The following is a 15,476-nucleotide window of genomic DNA, read 5'->3' as shown; positions in this document are numbered from 1 at the left end:
ACGTCCGATGAGCAATGCCGCCGCCCCGCCGCAAACCGGTGACGACCTGTACGACGACGAGGTGTCCCCGCACGGAGTCATGCCGGGGACGGTGCGCGGAGCGCGGCTGATCGCCGCGGTCGCCACCGCCGTCGGTGTCGTGCTGATCGCGATCACGGTGGCGCTGGGCGGCTCGCTCGGCGCGCTGCTCGCCGGGTATCTGCCGTCCTTCGCGCTGGTTCCGCTGGTGCTGCTGTTCCGGCACGGCGGTGATCTGGTGCGCAAGGCGGCGATCGGGGTCGCGGTGCTGGCGTGCCTGGTGTCGTCGACGGGCATTCTCACCGGGCTGCCGCCGGGGGTGGTCGGCGTCGTCGCCAACGGCGCGGTCGCGGCGATGCTCCTTCGGCCCTCTGCCCGGACCTGGTTCACCCGCCAACGCTGACCTGCGCCTCGGCGGGGTCGCCCGACCGCGCGCATCCGCCGGCGTCGGGCGGGACTGTCTGCCGGCGATCCGGCCACAGGCGGTCAGTCGGCGGTTCGGATGCCGTGTTCGGCGAGGGCGTCGATGAGCGCGCGCGGGCGGTCGGGGGTGGGTAGCGGGTCGACGAGGGCGAAGCGGGCGCCGAGGGTGGTGGCGCCGCCGTCTGCCTCGGCGCTGTCGCCGATCATGAGGACGCGGTCGGGGGTGACGCCGAGGCGGTCGGTGGCGTCGCGGAAGATCTGCGGGTTCGGTTTGATGGCACCTATCTCGAAGGACAGCGTCATCGAGCCGATGAGGTCGGTCCAGCCGTGTTTCGCGAAGGCGGGGCGGATGTCGTAGGCGATATTGCTGACGATACCGATCGGGATTCCCTGGGCAGCAAGCGATTCCAGGACGGTGCCCGTGTCGGGATAGGGGGTCCAGGCGAGCGGGTCGGTGAGGCGTTCGTAGAGCCGGATCGCCTGGGCCTCGGGAACATCGGAGCCGCGCAGCACCTCCAGGTAGGCATACCGGTGCAGGGCGGGGTCGAGATCGCGGTTGTCCCAGGCGTGTTGGCCCACCGCGTCGAAGGTCATGAATTGTTCGACCGGCGCGGTCATCCGGCGCATCACTTCGGCTTTCGCCGCCACGTCGAACGGCGTCCCGTCGTCCCCGACCAGTTCGTGAGCCCAGGTCCGGTCGTCCTCCAGGCGGAAGACCGTGCCGGAGAAGTCGAACAGCACCGCGTCGATGTCCATGGCAGCCAGGGTAGCGAGACGAAGACAGTGCGCCCGGCGGAAATCGGCCGGGTAACCCAGGATTCGTGTGCCGGCCATCCGGCCGTCGCGGCTGGACAGGGGCACACGGCGAGCCCCCGGCGGAAAAAGATCGAATCGCGTCGTACCGCCGGGTTACCCTGGCTGGATGACGCCAAGGCGACGGACGTGGATCGGGGCCACGACGGCCGCAGTGCTCGCGGTGGGGGTACTGGCCGGATGTTCGACAGACGAGAAAACGGCCGCGGAATGCAAGAGCACGCCCAACGGCACTCCTGTGTCCGCGGCGCCCGCCACCGGCACCGGGGCGCCGACCTCGCAGAATCTCAGCACCAACCCTGAGATCGCGTCGGGCTATCGCTCGGATATGACGGCGGTGCGCACCAGCACCTACGCGGTGTCGACCGCCAACCCGATCGCCACCGAGGCCGCGTGCCGGGTACTGCGGGCGGGTGGCACCGCGGCCGACGCCCTGGTCACCGCACAGGCAGTACTCGGTCTGGTCGAGCCACAGGCTTCCGGCATCGGCGGCGGCGCCTTCCTGGTGCACTACGACGCGAAGTCGCGCACGGTCGACACCTACGACGGCCGCGAGACCGCTCCTGCCGCGGCGACCGAGAACTATCTGCGCTGGGTCAGCGACACCGACCGCACCGAACCCGCACCGAATACCCGGGCCAGCGGTCGCTCCATCGGCGTGCCCGGAGTGCTGCGGATGCTCGAACTCGCCCATTCCGAACACGGGATGAGCGCCTGGAAGGAACTGTTCGATCCCGCGATCAGCTTGTCCGACAACGGTTTCGAGATCAGTCCGCGGCTGGCAGGCCAGATCGCCGAATCCGCGAAAGACCTGGCCGCCGACGAGGCCGCGCGTGGCTATTTCCTCGAAGCCGATGGCTCGCCCAAGAAGTCGGGCACCCTCCTCACCAATCCGGCGCTGGCGAAAACGCTCTCGGCGATCGCGACCGACGGCGCGAAGGCCTTCTACAGCGGCGCCATCGCCCAGGACATCGTCGAGGCGGCGGGCAGCACGGCGGGCGGCCGTACCCCCAGCGCGCTGACCACCACCGACCTGGCGAATTACGAGGCGAAGAAGCGCACGGCGCTGTGCACCGGGTACCGCAAGTACGAACTGTGCGGCATGCCCGCGCCGTCCTCGGGCGGCAGCACCGTCGCGGCGACGCTGGGCATTCTCGCCAATTTCGATCTCCCCGCGCTGCGCCCACAGGAGCTCGACGCCAACGGCGGGCGGCCCGACGCGCAGGCAGTGCACCTGATCTCCGAAGCGGAGCGACTGGCCTACGCCGATCGCAACAAGTACGTCGCCGACCCGGATTTCGTTCCGCTGCCGGGTAATTCGGCGCTCTCGCTCGTGCACCCGCAGTACCTCAAGGAACGGTCGACGCTGATCGACCCGCAGCGCAGCATGGGTACCGCCAAGCCCGGCAACCTCGGGCCGGTCCCCCTCGGCAACGGTCCACAGCCGCCCGAACACGGGACCAGCCACATCTCCGTCATCGACAAGTACGGCAACGCCGCCGCCATGACCACGACGGTCGAATCGGCGTTCGGGTCTTTCCATCTCGTCGACGGATTCGTGCTCAACAATCAGCTCACCGACTTCGCCGCCGACCCTGTCGACCCCGACGGGACACCCGTGGCCAACCGCCTCCAGCCCAACAAGCGCCCACGCAGTTCGATGGCCCCGACCCTGGTGTTCGATCGTGACGATCGGGGCGACCGTGGCGAACTGAAGCTCGTCACGGGTTCACCCGGTGGTTCGGTGATCATCCAGTTCGTCGTGAAAACGCTGGTCAATGTGCTGGATTGGGGTCTCGACCCGCAACAGGCGGTCTCCGGGGTGTCGTTCGGCGCGGGCAATACGCCGGTCACCGGCGTCGGCGGTGAGCACCCGGATATCAATGCGACCGACAACGGCGACCACGATCCCCTGGTCGAGAAGCTGCGGGCAATGGGCCATCAGGTGTCGGTGGCACCGCAGTCCAGCGGGCTCAGCGCCCTGCAGCACAACGGCAAGGACGGCTGGATCGGCGGTGCGGATCCGCGCCGCGAGGGAGCGGTCCTCGGCGATACCCGCTGATGCGCTGGTCTGTGCGTCACGACTCGGTGGCGCACAGACAGCAGCGTTGCCGGCAATCAGTCGGCTCCAGGTGCTAACCGCTCAGCGAAGTCAGTCCCGCGGGGCGTAGCGGGCGCCGAGTTCGCGGACGCGCTCGATGGCGTCGGCGGCGTGGGTCTTGTCGTTGGAACGGATCGCCAGCATCGGGACGTAATCGTCGTCGGCCAGTTCGAGGCGGGCCCATGCCTTGCGGTCCGGGAAGGACACGCCACGGATGTAGGCCCACGGGTACACCTGCTCGCCCAGGATATTGCGCACCCCGACACCCTGGCTGCCCGCGCGCACCCGTGGACGGGTGAGCATCAGTACCGCGCCCGCCCCGACCACCCCGATCAGGATCATCGCGACCTGATCGGCGACCCGGAAGTTCACGCCGGTCGACCCGGTGCGCAGCAGTAGCCCACCCGCGGTGAACGCGACGAGGATGACGATCGCGACCACGATGGCGGTGCGGGTCGCCCGGCGCGGACGCACCTGGAACTCCCAGCCCGCGTCGGGCTGGGGAGCGCTACGACGCCAGGTCCGCACCACCGGCACGGTCACACCGATCGCAGTGCGCGCAAGGTGAGCGCGGCGTCGAGAGCGGCGGCGCAGGCCTGTTCGCCCTTGTCCTCCGCCGAACCGGGCAGCCCGGCCCGATCGCGCGCCTGCTCCTCGTCGTTCGTCGTGAGCACACCGTTGGTGACGGGGGTGGCCGCATCGAGCGACACCCGGGTCAGTCCGGCCGTCACCGCATCGCACACGTACTCGAAATGCGGTGTGCCACCACGGATCACGACGCCCAGAGCCACCACGGCGTCGTGCGTGCGCGCCAGCTCCTGCGCGACGACCGGCAGCTCCATCGCACCGGCGCAGCGCACCACGGTCACATGTTCGACGCCGGCTTCCTTGGCTACCCGTTCGGCATTCGCCACGAGGGTGTCGCAGATCTCGGTGTGCCACCGCGAGGCGACGATGCCGAGTTTGACGTCTTTGGCCTGCGCCAGCGCGAAGCTCGGGACACCTGTACCGCTCATCGTTGCCGCCTTTCGTACGAAATGATCACTGCGCGGTTTCGCCGAGGTCGAGATCGTCGAGGCCGACCAGGTCGTGGCCCATCCGATCCCGCTTGGTGCGCAGATAGTGCAGGTTCTCGGCATTAGCGCGCAACGGCATCGGGACGCGCTCGGTGATCGCGAGACCGTAGCCGTCGAGGCCGACCCGCTTGGCCGGATTGTTGGTGAGCAGGCGCATCGAGCGGATGCCGAGATCGACCAGGATCTGCGCGCCGGTGCCGTAGTCACGGGCGTCGGCGGGCAGACCGAGATCGAGGTTGGCGTCGACGGTGTCGCGACCGGTGTCCTGCAACTGGTAGGCCTGCAGCTTGTGCATCAGGCCGATGCCACGGCCCTCGTGCCCGCGCATGTAGAGGACGACGCCGCGCCCCTCCTGATCGACCATCTCCAGTGCCGCGTCGAGCTGCGGGCCGCAATCGCAGCGCAGCGAGCCGAAGACATCACCGGTCAGGCATTCCGAGTGCACCCGCACCAGTACGTCCTCGCCGTCACCGATGTCGCCGCGCACCAGCGCGACGTGCTCGGCATCGTCGAAGATGCTCTGGTAGCCCACGGCCTTGAAATCGCCGTGAGCGGTCGGAATACGGGCCTCGGCCACCCGCACGACATGCTTCTCGTGCTTGCGCCGCCAGGCGATCATGTCGGCGATCGAGATCATCGCCAGGTTGTGCTCGTCGGCGAATACGCGCAGCTCGTCGGTACGGGCCATGTGCCCGTCGTCCTTCTGGCTGACGATCTCGCAGATCACGCCCGCGGGACGCAACCCGGCCATCCGGGCCAGATCGACCGCGGCCTCGGTGTGGCCGGGCCTGCGCAGCACGCCGCCGTCCTTGGCGCGCAGCGGCACCACATGGCCGGGGCGGGTGAACTCGTCGGCCTTGGCCTGCGCGCTGGCCAGCAGGCGCATGGTGACGGCCCGGTCGGCGCCGGAGATGCCGGTGGTGATGCCCTCGCGCGCATCCACCGAGACGGTGTAGGCGGTGCCGTGCTTGTCCTGGTTCATCGCGTAAGCCGGCGGCAGGCCGAGCCGGTCGCAGTCGTCGGCGGTCAACGGCACGCAGATGTAGCCGGAGGTGTAGCGGATCATGAACGCGACCAGCTCCGGGGTGGCCTTCTCGGCCGCGAAGATGAGATCGCCTTCGTTCTCCCGGTCCTCGTCGTCGATGACGACAACAGCCTTGCCGGCCGCGATATCGGCGACCGCGCGCTCGATGCTGTCCAACCTGGTCACGTCTGCTTGCTCCGTATATTTGGCGGCCGGGGCCGCGGGTTTCTCGGCCCGGTGGGCCTCGATCTTCCCTCCCGGCGGGCACTCCTTCGTCGCACCCTCTGGTCGGTCCAGATCGAGGCGGCCGAGAAACTGCCCTGGGGGATGGCAATGACTTCCTACATTACGGCGTGGCCTCGGGGTGTTCGGTGAGGCCCGGCGCCGATCGGTGTCAGCCTCGCTGGGCGAGGCGCTCCACGTACTTGGCGATGACGTCCACCTCGAGGTTCACGGTGGCGCCGACGGGGGCGGTGCCGAGGACGGTCAGGGCGAGGGTGGTCGGGATCAGGGAGACCTCGAACCAGTCACGGGATCCGTCGGCGTTCGGCTCGTCGTCGATGCCGAGCGCGGAGACGGTGAGGGAAACGCCGTCGACGGTGATCGAGCCCTTCTCCACCACATAGCGCGCGATGGAATCCGGCAGCGAGATCCGTACGACCTCCCAGTTCTCCGACGGGGTGCGCCGCAGCACGGCGCCGGTGCCGTCGACGTGGCCCTGCACGAGGTGGCCGCCGAGGCGGCTGTTCAATGCGGCCGCGCGCTCGAGGTTGACCGGCGATCCGGGGGCCAAGCCGCCGATGCTCGAGCGCTTCAACGTCTCGTCCATGACGTCGACGGTGAAGCTGTCGCCGTCGATCACGTCGACGACGGTGAGGCAGACGCCGTTGACAGCGATCGAATCGCCGTGCCCGGCATCGGAAGTCACCAGCTTGCCGCGGATCGTCAACCGGGCGGCGTCGGTCAGCGCCTCGGTGGCCACGATCTCGCCGAGCTCCTCGACGATCCCTGTGAACATGCCTGACTCCCTTGTCGCGTCATCCGTACCCGTTGGGCCCAACAGCAGGTGAGTGGCCGCTATTCCCGCGAGGCCACCCAGCTCGTCGCACAGCCTAGTAGCGCGGCCCGTGAGCCCGGGTCGGGGGCCGAACCCGACCGCGCGCAGCCCTTGATCACCGAAAGCGATCGATAGCGCATCGTTGGGGTCGCAACCGTGTATCGACATGACGCAACGCCGCCGTTAATCAATACGGCGGTCGGCGTTCAATCCAATTTTCGGCGAACCGATCCCCGGCATTCATCAGGCTGCCTTAGCCTGGTATTACCCGCCACTACGAACTGGAAACACGGTGAGTGTAATGCTTGCGCCCGCCGCGCCGCTGACGCAATATTGTTACGTCAACGATTCCTGCTGTTCAGCCAGATGTCGGGCCCTGGAACTGCAGGTTCTCCCGACATCATCGCCCGGAGCACAGCGGCTACCGGGAGTTCGCCCCAGGGATAGTCCACCACTCCAGGAAGACAACACTGTGGGTCACAACAGGTTCGCTATATGTGGGGGTGCCGCGTGAGCACATTGATCGATTCGACGCTGGAAATGCGCTGCGTGCGTTATCGGCGAGAACTGCACCTACCGGCCAAGATCGATTTCGATTCCCGCCGCATTCTGCTCCAGATCGGCGCGCACTACGGCGCGGTCACCATGCCCGGCGATCTGGGCGAGCGCGTCCAGGCCCGACTGCGCGAGGCCGCGATCGCGGGTCCGGTGGTCGATCATCCCCGCGCGCGGCGCTGGACGTTCCTCACCGGCCCCTGCCGCCCGGACTCCGTCACCGCGACGGCGTCGGCCGAACTGTTCCGCCTGTACGCGACCGTCGCCTGCGCGGGCAGCCAGATCGTGCTGCCCTCCCCCGACGACGAGCGCACCGGCTACCGCACCTGGGTGCAGGAACCCGAGTCCGGCGACCAGCGGCCGCCGGTGCAGGCCGTCATCGACGCGGCGCGGGCGCTGGGCACCCGCAAGCTCCGCGCCCTGTAGTTACGGCAGCCAGGCCGAGGTGGCCAGGTTGCGCAGCTTCTGCACGGCAGCGCCCGGGTCGGCCGTGTTGTAGACGGCCGACCCGGCCACGAAGCAATCGATGCCGGCGGCGGCCGCCTGCTCGATGGTGTCGTCGTTGATGCCGCCGTCGATTTCGACGACCAGGTGCAGTTCGCCCGAATCGACCAGATTGCGCACGATCCGAGCCTTCTCCAGCACGCCGGGGATGAACGACTGCCCGCCGAAACCGGGTTCCACGCTCATCACCAGCAGGGTGTCGAATTCGCGCAGGATTTCCAGGTACGGCTCGATCGGGGTGTTCGGCTTCACCGACAGCCCGGCCCGGCCGCCCGCGGCGCGGATATCGCGCGCCACCGCGATCGGATCATCGGTCGCTTCGGCGTGGATGGTGACGTTGTAGGCGCCCGCCTCTGCGTAGCTCGGGGCCCAGCGGCCCGGATCGTCGATCATCAGGTGGCAATCGAACGGGATATCGGTCGCCTTCAGCAGGCTCTGCACGATCGGCAGACCCAGCGTGAGGTTCGGTACGAAGTGCCCGTCCATGACGTCGACGTGAAGCCAATCGCATCCTTCGACCGCGGCGGCCTCGGCGGCCAGATTCGCGAAGTCCGCGGACAGGATTGACGGGGCGATCATCGGCTGGGACGGACGGGAGAACGTCGGAGTGGACACAGCGCGCCAGTGTAGCGACGGCGATGGTGATTGCCCTGCCGGGATATGGGTAGCCTTCTCAGGGTGACCAATTTTTCGGCGGAACATGGGCCTTTCGGCGCCCCGGTGGAGATTCGTGTGGCAGCACAGCTGACGCAGCTGCCAATCGTGCGCGGACTGGCCGAAACACTGGTGCTACTCAGTGATTTCACCCTCGACGAGGTAGCCGACGTGCGCCTGGCCGTGGATGAGGTGTGCTCGACGATCATCGCGATCGCGGGCCCGGATACGCTGCTCACCTGCGAATTCCTCGTCGGTGACTTCGAACTCCAGGTGCGCGTCGACGGTGTCGCTGCGGCGCAGGGCATGCCGGATCAGCGCAGCTTCGGGTGGCATGTGCTGCGCACGCTCTGCGACGAGGTCATCGCCGAACAGCAGGATTTCGACGCAGGCCTGTCCGGGTACCCGACGACGGTCCGATTCCGCAGGGTCCGGGGGAAGGCATAGTGCACGGCGAGGACAACCAGCCCGACCAGCACGATCTCAGCGAACCCGACAAAACCGACTCCCCTGCCGCGGAATCGGAGAACGCCGCGGAACCGGACAAGGAAGCCCTCGAGCAGGACAGTATCGAGGAGGAGACCGAAACTCCGGAACCGGTGTCGGGGTACGACGACGTCAGCGCCCTGTTCGAGCGTCTCGCGGCGACCGAGCCGGGCAGTGTCGCGCACGCGGTCGCGCGCGATGCGCTGATCAACCGCTGCATTCCGCTGGCCGATCACATCGCCCGCAAATTCAGCGGGCGCGGCGAGCCGTTCGACGATCTGTCGCAGGTGGCGCGCGTCGGTCTGGTGCACGCGGTGGACCGGTTCGACCTGAGCCGTGGCTCGAACTTCCTGTCCTTCGCGGTGCCGACGATCATGGGCGAGGTCCGGCGATACTTCCGGGACAACACCTGGGCGATGCGAGTCCCGCGGCGCGTCAAGGAAACCCACCTGCGGATCGGCGCGGCCGTGGATCAGCTCTCGCAGCGACTGGGCCGCTCCCCCACCGCCAAGGAGATCGCCGCCGAACTCGATGTCGACCCCGACGAGGTCACCCAGGCCGTCATCGCGGGCAATGCCTATCAGCCGACGTCGATCGACGCGGCCTCGATCGGGCGCGACAGCGACGCGTCGCTGCTCGACACGCTCGGCGAGGAAGAGTCGCAGTTCGACCGGGTCGAGGAGTACATCGCGGTGCGGCCACTGCTGGCGGGCCTGCCCGAACGGGAGCGCCGCATCCTGACCATGCGATTCTTCGAGTCGATGACGCAGACACAGATCGCGTCGCAGCTGGGGATCTCGCAGATGCACGTGTCCCGGATTCTCGCGAAAACCCTGGCGCGCCTGCGCGAATTGTCCGAACGGGACTGACTCGGGGACAGGACAACGGCGTCCTCTCCTATGCACCCTGCCTCGCGCGCCGCAGCTTCGCGGGTGCGCGCAGCCACCAGGCACTGTCGAGTAGCTCGGCGAGCTGCTGTGGGTCGACCACGTCGAGGTCGATGAGGATGTACGGGTACCCGTCATAGTGCGGGGTCGTGTAGAAAGCTGGGTCGCCGGAAGCCAGCAGCGCTTCCTCCGTGGGCTCACAGAGCAGCACGAGGCCGCCTTCGGCCTCGTCACGCAGTCGAGCGAAGCTCTTGCCGCCGACATTCAGGCCGGGACTGCGCCACCAGGTGCCTTCCGCCACACCCGGTAGTGCCGTCGCCATCGCGACCACCTGATCCCATGTCATCGCCATACGCCGATTCTCCGCTCGGCGCTCGCTCCTCGCTTGGACGAATGGAACGGCGCCGCCCCCGTTGCGGGGGACGGCGCCGTCGTACTGTCGCGGCTACTTCTTGCGCAACGTCGCCAGGAACATGGCGTCGGTGCCGTGGCGATGCGGCCACAGCTGCGCGGAGGGGCCGTCACCGAGATCGGTGACACCGGGCAGGAACTCGCGGCTGTCGAGTTCCTCGGCGCCGCTGCGGCGGACGAAATCGGCGACCACCGACACTGTTTCGGCGAGGTGCGGTGAGCAGGTCGAATACACGACGACACCACCAGGGCGCACCAGATCCCATGCGGCGGTGAGGAGTTCACGCTGCAGTGTCACCAGCTCCGCCACGTCGGCCGGAGTGCGGCGCCAGCGCGCCTCGGGGCGGCGACGCAGGGCGCCGAGGCCCGTGCACGGCGCGTCGACGAGGACGCGGTCGTAGCCGGGGGTCAGGCCACTGTCGCGACCGTCCGCGACATGCACGGTGACGGGCAGATTCCGGGTGGATTTGCGAACCAGTTCGGCACGGTGCTCGGCCGGTTCGACAGCGTCGACCGTGAACAGGTCGATCGCGGCGAGCGCGCCGAGCAAGGCCGCCTTACCGCCGGGACCTGCGCAGAGATCGAGCCAGCGACCCTTGTCGGGGCCCTCCAGCGGCGCACGCGTGAGAGCGAGCGCGACCAGCTGGCTGCCCTCGTCCTGGACGGAGGCGATGCCGTCACGGACCGGTTCCAGCAGACCGGGATCGCCGCCGTCGAGATACACCGCGTACGGGGACCAGCGGCCCTCCTCACCGCCGGTGACCAGCGCCAGCTCTTCCGAGGTGATCTCGCCGGGCCGGGCGACCAGGTGCACGACCGGGCGTTCGTCATCGGCTTTCAGGAGTGCGTCCAGCTCACCCGCCTGCGCGCCGAGCGCGTCGGCGAAGGACTGGGCGATCCATTTCGGATGCGCGTGCTCGAAGGCCAGTTTGCCGACCGGGTCGGCGGGGGCCAGCTCGGCGATCCACTCCTCGGCGGTCTTCTCCCCCGCTCGCCGCAACACCGCGTTGACGAAACCGGCACGGCCCTGGCCGAATTCGGCACTGGCCAGGTCGACGGAGGTGTCGACGGCGGCGTGCGCGCTGGTACGGGTCCGCAGCAGCTGGTAGACGCCGAGGCGCAGGATGTCGAGGATGGGGCCGTCGATCTCGTCGACCGGGCGGCCCGCGCATGCCGAGATCACCGCGTCGAGCTGCCCCTGCGAACGGCTGGCGCCGTAGGTGAGCTCGGTCGCGAACGCGGCGTCGCGCCCGCTGATCTTGCGCTCGCGCAACAGTTTCGGCAGCGCGAGGTTGGCATAGGCGTCGCGCTCACGCACGGCCCGCAGCACATCGAGGGCGACTTCGCGCGCGGGGTCCACGGGCTCGCCGCGGCGCTTGCGTGGACTGGGCACACTGGGATCGGGACGCTCGGGACGACGCTGAGCGGGCGCTTTGCCCGCCGGCGCACCAGCATCCCGGTTGCCCGCACCACGGCCACGCGAGTCTCCTACGCGCGCACCACGATCGGGACGTGACGCGCCACGGTCGGACCGTCCCGCACCGGAACGTGCCGCGTTGCCACGGTCACCGCGCTGGTCCGCCGAGTCACGGCCCTGAGCCTGCTCGTTCGCGCCGCCGAAGCCAGGGCGGTCGTCGGCACGACGAGGTGCCTCGGAACGCGGGGCGTCGTCGCGTCGAGCGCCCGCGTCACGTCCTTGCGCCCGGTCACTCGCGCCGCGACCGAAACCGGGGCGGTCGTCTTCGCGGCGGGGCGCGCCGGAGCGCGGAGCGTCGACGCGTCGATTGCCCGCGTCGCGACCCTGCGCGCCGCGAGCGAAACCGGGGCGGTCGTCGGCACGGCGGGGCGCGCCGGATCGGGCGCCCCCGGCGCGGTCGTCGCGGCGGGGGCGGTCGGAGCGATCCGTCCAGCGGTCGCCGTCCGCGCGCGGGGTGGTGGTGCCCTTCGCGGCGCGGGCGGCCCAGCCGCCGTCGACGTTCTTGCCGGTGATCTTGCGCTCGTCGCGGGGGCTACCGCCGCGCGGCTCGCCAGACTTTCCGGTGGGTTTGCGATCCTCGCGGGGGCTCACGCCCTTCGCGGCGTCGGCTTCACGGCGACGGCGGCGGTCCGAGGCACTCATCCGATCACCGTGCCGGGCGCGAGGCGGGCGCCACGCGCCCAGTCCAGGGCGTTCATCATCTTCTTGCCGGGCGGCTGGACCTGACCCAGGCGGACCGCTGTGGTCGATGTTCCGACGAAGACGCCGGATTTGCGCACCTCGATCTCGCGTTCGGGCAAGGTTTCCTCCACCATTTCCACCGGGCCGAGTTTGAGGCGCAGCCCGTTCACCTCGGTCCACGCGCCGGGCGCCGGGGTGACGGCGCGAATGTGGCGGTGGATGGCGAGCGCGGGTTCGTCGAACCCGATCCGCCCGGCTTCCACGGTCACCTTCGGTGCGTAGGTCACGCCGTCATGGGATTGCGGAATCGCTTGCAGCGAACCGTCTTCCACGCCGTCCAGGGTTTTCTCGAGCAACACGGCACCCGCTTCGGCGAGCCGGGCCAGCAGTTCGCCCGCGGTGTCGGTGAGCCCGATCTTCTCGGTCATCACCCCGTACACCGGGCCCGTATCGAGGCCTGCTTCGATCAGGAACGTCGATGCGCCGGTCATGTCATCACCGGCGTCGATGGCCGCCTGCACGGGAGCCGCCCCGCGCCAGGCGGGCAGCAGCGAGAAGTGCAGGTTGATCCAGCCGTGGGCGGGGATGTCGAGCACCTGCTGGGGCAGCAGCGCACCGTAGGCGACGACCGGGCAGCAGTCCGGTGCGAGCTCGGTGAGCGCGGCGACGAACTCGGGCTCGGACGGCTTGCGTGGCGTGAACACCGGAATGCCGTGTTCGTCGGCGAGCTGCCCGACCGGCGAGCGCAGGAGCTTGCGACCACGGCCCGCGACCGCGTCGGGCCGCGTGACGACCGCCACGACCTCGTGGCCTTCGCTCTCGATCAACCGGCGCAACGACGGCACAGCGGGCTCGGGCGTGCCCGCGAAAACTACGCGCATCAGCGGCCACCGCCGACGCCGCTGGATTCGCGCACGGTGATCCCGCCACGGAACCAGTCGGATTCGCGGATGGTACGCATCGCGTCCTTGCGGTCGGCCGGTTCGAGCCGGTTGACGAACAGCACGCCATCGAGGTGGTCGTACTCGTGCTGTACGCAGCGCGCGAGCAGACCGTCGGCTTCGAATTCGACCGGCGCACCGGTGACGTCGACCCCGCTGACCCGCACGCGCGCCGCCCGGCGCACGTCGTACCGCACGCCGGGGATCGACAGGCAGCCCTCGGGACCGACCTGTTCGTCGGCCCCGACGGCCGACCACTCCGGATTCACCACATGCCCCGCGGCATCGCCGGTGTCGTAGACGAACACCCGCAGCCCGACACCGATCTGCGGCGCGGCCATCCCGACCCCACCGTCGTCGTGCATGGTCTCGGTGAGATCGGCGACCAACGTGGCGAGGTCGGGACCGAACTCGGTGACCGCGTCGGCACGAGAACGCAGGATCGGGTCGCCGAACAGGCGAACGGGCTGAATGGTCACGGCGGCTCCCGGGGAGGACGAATTGCGGTCGTCCCAGTCTAGTGACCCCGCGAGGTACTTCCGTCCAGCCCGGCTGTCAGGAGTTGCCCGCGATGATCACCTCGGGGATGCCGGTGCCGAGCGGGACGGGCGCGCAGACCGGTGCGGGTGCCCGGGCCGGGTCGAGGACGCGCTGGAGCAACTGCTGCACGAAGGGGTCGTAGACCAGGTGGAAGTGCCCGGTCAGGTCGTCGGCGCACAGGTCCTGCAGGACGAGATTCTCGGCGCCCGCACCGCGCAGCGCGATGTTCGAGAACGGCTGGATCATCTCGTCGACCCGGCTGCCGACGGTGACGTACCGGACACCGGCCACGGTGTCGCCGCCCGCGTTGAGCTCCACCATGAGTGGTTCGCCCTGGGCCTGTTGGACCGCAGCGGTCGAGGTGACCCTCGCGAAGACATCCATCATGCCGGGAACGGCCTGCCCCACCGGGACCAGTCCGTACATGACCCCGCCGTAACTGGGTGAGGCCAAGCCGACCCAGGTCCCGACCTTCGGCGCGCCCCCGAGCTTGTTGACATAGAACCGACTGACGTTCGCCCCCTGCGAGAACCCGACCAGATCGACCTTGGTCGCCTTGGTCGCGACGAGGACATCGTCGACGAACTGGGCGAGCTGGGCGAAACTGATGCGCATGTCCTCGGTGCCGTAGGTGTCGGCGCCCGGCGCTCCGCCGTAGTTCAGCGCGAAGACGCAGTAGCCGGCCGACACCAGCTGCGGCCCGATTCCCGCCCAGTCGGAGTACGCACTCGAGTCGGTGCCGTGTACCAACACGATCGGCCGCGGGTGCTCGGCGGTGGGCGTACACCCGAAGTTGTTGAGCCCCACCGGAACCGAGTTCGGGTGGGCCTTGATGTAATGGGCGGCGTCCAGGTGATCGGACTGCGCCGGACCCGCTTGCATCGGAATGACGGCGGGCCGATAGCCCGCCGGTTCAGCGGCGGCGATCGGTGCGAAGGACACACCGATCACCGCCGCGCAGGCGAGTGCCGTGACCGACACCGCGCCGCGCAATCGTGATGTTCCCCAACCCCACAACGTTCCCAGTTGTTCCATACCCCAAACATTTACTCCATGGGACCGACAACCGCACGCCGGGCAGGGCGGTCACGACGCCCTCACTTCTCGGGGGTTGTATCGCCCTCGGAGGCGACATCGTCCTCGGCGAGGATTCGATACAGCGCCCGGCGAGTCTCGGCGAGCACCTCGGCCGCCTTCGCCGCCTGCTGTGCCGTGCCGACCTGGGCCACCTGACCGACCGCGCCCATCACCTGTCCGACCAGTCCGCGCAGGTCCAGCGCCTGGGCGCCGACATCCTGCTTGACCTCGGCCCACGGGTCGCCGAGATCCTCACGATGGGCCTCGACATAGGCCTTGCCCTCGTCGGTGAGCTGGGCGGTCTTACGACCGGCCACCTTTTCGATGAGCACCAGACCCTCGTCCTCGAGCTGGGCCAATGCCGGGTAGATGGACCCCGGACTGGGGCGCCAGACATCGTCGCTGCGGTCGCGGATCTGCTGGATCAGTTCGTAGCCGTGCATCGGGCGCTCGACGAGCAGCAGCAGCACCGCGGCCCGCACGTCACCGCGCCTGCCACGCCCGCCGCGGCCGCGACCGCGACCGAAACCAGGGCCGAAGCCCGGTCCGAAACCTGGGCCGAAGTCGGGGCCGTGGCCGTGGCGCCCGCCGTGGCGGAACTGCTGGCGGTCGGGACCGAATTCCCGGGGGCCCGGTCCGCGACCGCGCCGGAAGTGTCCGAATTCTCGTTGTTCTTGGTTCTGCATGACAGCCTCCTCAGGCTCTCTCGTTGTTCTTGACACTATCGACGATATATCGGCAATGCATCGAG

Annotated in this window: 17 protein-coding genes; 5 read left to right on the top strand and 12 right to left on the bottom strand. The window is 69.0% G+C overall.

All coding sequences use genetic code 11. The annotated features are described in order from the left end of the window. Positions 1–7: 7 nt before the first annotated feature. The gene (locus ACFVVI_RS03625) at positions 8–421 is read left to right on the top strand and encodes a hypothetical protein (RefSeq protein ID WP_387442941.1); all 414 of its coding nucleotides are present in this window, start codon (positions 8–10) and stop codon (positions 419–421) included. Positions 422–504: 83 nt separating this feature from the next. On the opposite strand, the gene ACFVVI_RS03620 is transcribed toward ACFVVI_RS03625, so the two are convergent. Continuing rightward, positions 505–1,197 carry an HAD family hydrolase gene (locus ACFVVI_RS03620; RefSeq protein ID WP_379314852.1) on the bottom strand — a complete coding sequence of 231 codons (693 nt, stop codon included), beginning with the start codon at positions 1,195–1,197 and terminating at the stop codon, positions 505–507. Between the two features lie 166 nt (positions 1,198–1,363). On the opposite strand from ACFVVI_RS03620, the gene ggt reads away from it, so the two are divergent. Beyond that, the gene (gene ggt / locus ACFVVI_RS03615; protein ID WP_387442939.1) at positions 1,364–3,316 is read left to right on the top strand and encodes a gamma-glutamyltransferase; all 1,953 of its coding nucleotides are present in this window, start codon (positions 1,364–1,366) and stop codon (positions 3,314–3,316) included. Positions 3,317–3,406: 90 nt separating this feature from the next. Here the strand turns inward: ggt and ACFVVI_RS03610 are convergent, their stop codons facing one another. The 4 genes from ACFVVI_RS03610 to ACFVVI_RS03595 all read right to left on the bottom strand — a co-directional run bounded on the left by ACFVVI_RS03610 (position 3,407) and on the right by ACFVVI_RS03595 (position 6,473). After that, positions 3,407–3,898 (bottom strand): PH domain-containing protein, encoded by a 492-nt coding sequence (locus tag ACFVVI_RS03610; protein WP_378989082.1) that lies wholly within the window; start codon positions 3,896–3,898, stop codon positions 3,407–3,409. Next, complete coding sequence (gene ribH, locus ACFVVI_RS03605; RefSeq protein WP_378627052.1) at positions 3,895–4,371, bottom strand: 6,7-dimethyl-8-ribityllumazine synthase; 477 nt, start codon at positions 4,369–4,371, stop codon at positions 3,895–3,897. Before ribH ends, ACFVVI_RS03610 begins: the two co-directional genes overlap by 4 nt. A gap of 25 nt (positions 4,372–4,396) precedes the next feature. Continuing rightward, positions 4,397–5,641, bottom strand: a complete 1,245-nt coding sequence (locus ACFVVI_RS03600; RefSeq protein ID WP_378627050.1) for a bifunctional 3,4-dihydroxy-2-butanone-4-phosphate synthase/GTP cyclohydrolase II — start codon at positions 5,639–5,641, stop codon at positions 4,397–4,399. Between the two features lie 208 nt (positions 5,642–5,849). Next, the gene (locus tag ACFVVI_RS03595) at positions 5,850–6,473 is read right to left on the bottom strand and encodes a riboflavin synthase (protein ID WP_387442935.1); all 624 of its coding nucleotides are present in this window, start codon (positions 6,471–6,473) and stop codon (positions 5,850–5,852) included. A 549-nt stretch (positions 6,474–7,022) separates the two neighbouring features. Here ACFVVI_RS03595 and ACFVVI_RS03590 point away from each other — a divergent pair. Further along, positions 7,023–7,493: a hypothetical protein gene (locus tag ACFVVI_RS03590; RefSeq protein WP_378655995.1), complete on the top strand. Its 471-nt coding sequence runs from the start codon at positions 7,023–7,025 to the stop codon at positions 7,491–7,493. Here ACFVVI_RS03590 and rpe read toward each other — a convergent pair whose 3' ends face one another. Then, the gene (rpe, locus tag ACFVVI_RS03585) at positions 7,494–8,150 is read right to left on the bottom strand and encodes a ribulose-phosphate 3-epimerase (RefSeq protein WP_378628313.1); all 657 of its coding nucleotides are present in this window, start codon (positions 8,148–8,150) and stop codon (positions 7,494–7,496) included. A gap of 153 nt (positions 8,151–8,303) precedes the next feature. Between rpe and ACFVVI_RS03580 the strand changes: the two genes are divergently transcribed. Together ACFVVI_RS03580 and ACFVVI_RS03575 are read left to right on the top strand one after the other, a co-directional pair. Continuing rightward, on the top strand, positions 8,304–8,672 hold the full coding sequence (locus ACFVVI_RS03580; protein ID WP_387442932.1) for an anti-sigma factor: 369 nt from the start codon (positions 8,304–8,306) through the stop codon (positions 8,670–8,672). Then, a complete protein-coding gene (locus ACFVVI_RS03575; RefSeq protein ID WP_378989079.1) occupies positions 8,672–9,580 on the top strand; it encodes an RNA polymerase sigma factor SigF in 909 nt (302 codons plus the stop codon). Before ACFVVI_RS03580 ends, ACFVVI_RS03575 begins: the two co-directional genes overlap by 1 nt. Positions 9,581–9,608: 28 nt before the next feature. Here the strand turns inward: ACFVVI_RS03575 and ACFVVI_RS03570 are convergent, their stop codons facing one another. The 6 genes from ACFVVI_RS03570 to ACFVVI_RS03545 all read right to left on the bottom strand — a co-directional run bounded on the left by ACFVVI_RS03570 (position 9,609) and on the right by ACFVVI_RS03545 (position 15,411). Next, a complete protein-coding gene (locus ACFVVI_RS03570) occupies positions 9,609–9,950 on the bottom strand; it encodes an MmcQ/YjbR family DNA-binding protein (protein ID WP_387442929.1) in 342 nt (113 codons plus the stop codon). Positions 9,951–10,043: 93 nt separating this feature from the next. Further along, positions 10,044–11,402: an RsmB/NOP family class I SAM-dependent RNA methyltransferase gene (locus ACFVVI_RS03565; RefSeq protein ID WP_387444445.1), complete on the bottom strand. Its 1,359-nt coding sequence runs from the start codon at positions 11,400–11,402 to the stop codon at positions 10,044–10,046. A 722-nt stretch (positions 11,403–12,124) separates the two neighbouring features. Continuing rightward, positions 12,125–13,048 (bottom strand): methionyl-tRNA formyltransferase, encoded by a 924-nt coding sequence (fmt, locus tag ACFVVI_RS03560; RefSeq protein WP_378662499.1) that lies wholly within the window; start codon positions 13,046–13,048, stop codon positions 12,125–12,127. Further along, positions 13,048–13,587: a peptide deformylase gene (gene def, locus ACFVVI_RS03555; RefSeq protein ID WP_387442925.1), complete on the bottom strand. Its 540-nt coding sequence runs from the start codon at positions 13,585–13,587 to the stop codon at positions 13,048–13,050. The genes fmt and def overlap by 1 nt, the downstream gene beginning before the upstream one ends. A gap of 76 nt (positions 13,588–13,663) precedes the next feature. Beyond that, positions 13,664–14,683, bottom strand: coding sequence for an esterase/lipase family protein (locus tag ACFVVI_RS03550; protein WP_387442922.1), 1,020 nt, complete (start codon positions 14,681–14,683; stop codon positions 13,664–13,666). Between the two features lie 62 nt (positions 14,684–14,745). Beyond that, positions 14,746–15,411 carry a PadR family transcriptional regulator gene (locus ACFVVI_RS03545; protein ID WP_387442919.1) on the bottom strand — a complete coding sequence of 222 codons (666 nt, stop codon included), beginning with the start codon at positions 15,409–15,411 and terminating at the stop codon, positions 14,746–14,748. Positions 15,412–15,476: the final 65 nt, after the last annotated feature.

Source organism: Nocardia sp. NPDC058114 (genome assembly GCF_042884695.1).
Classification (GTDB): domain Bacteria; phylum Actinomycetota; class Actinomycetes; order Mycobacteriales; family Mycobacteriaceae; genus Nocardia.
The sequence above is the reverse complement of the archived record's forward strand: the minus strand, read 5'-3'. Positions and strand labels throughout refer to the sequence as shown.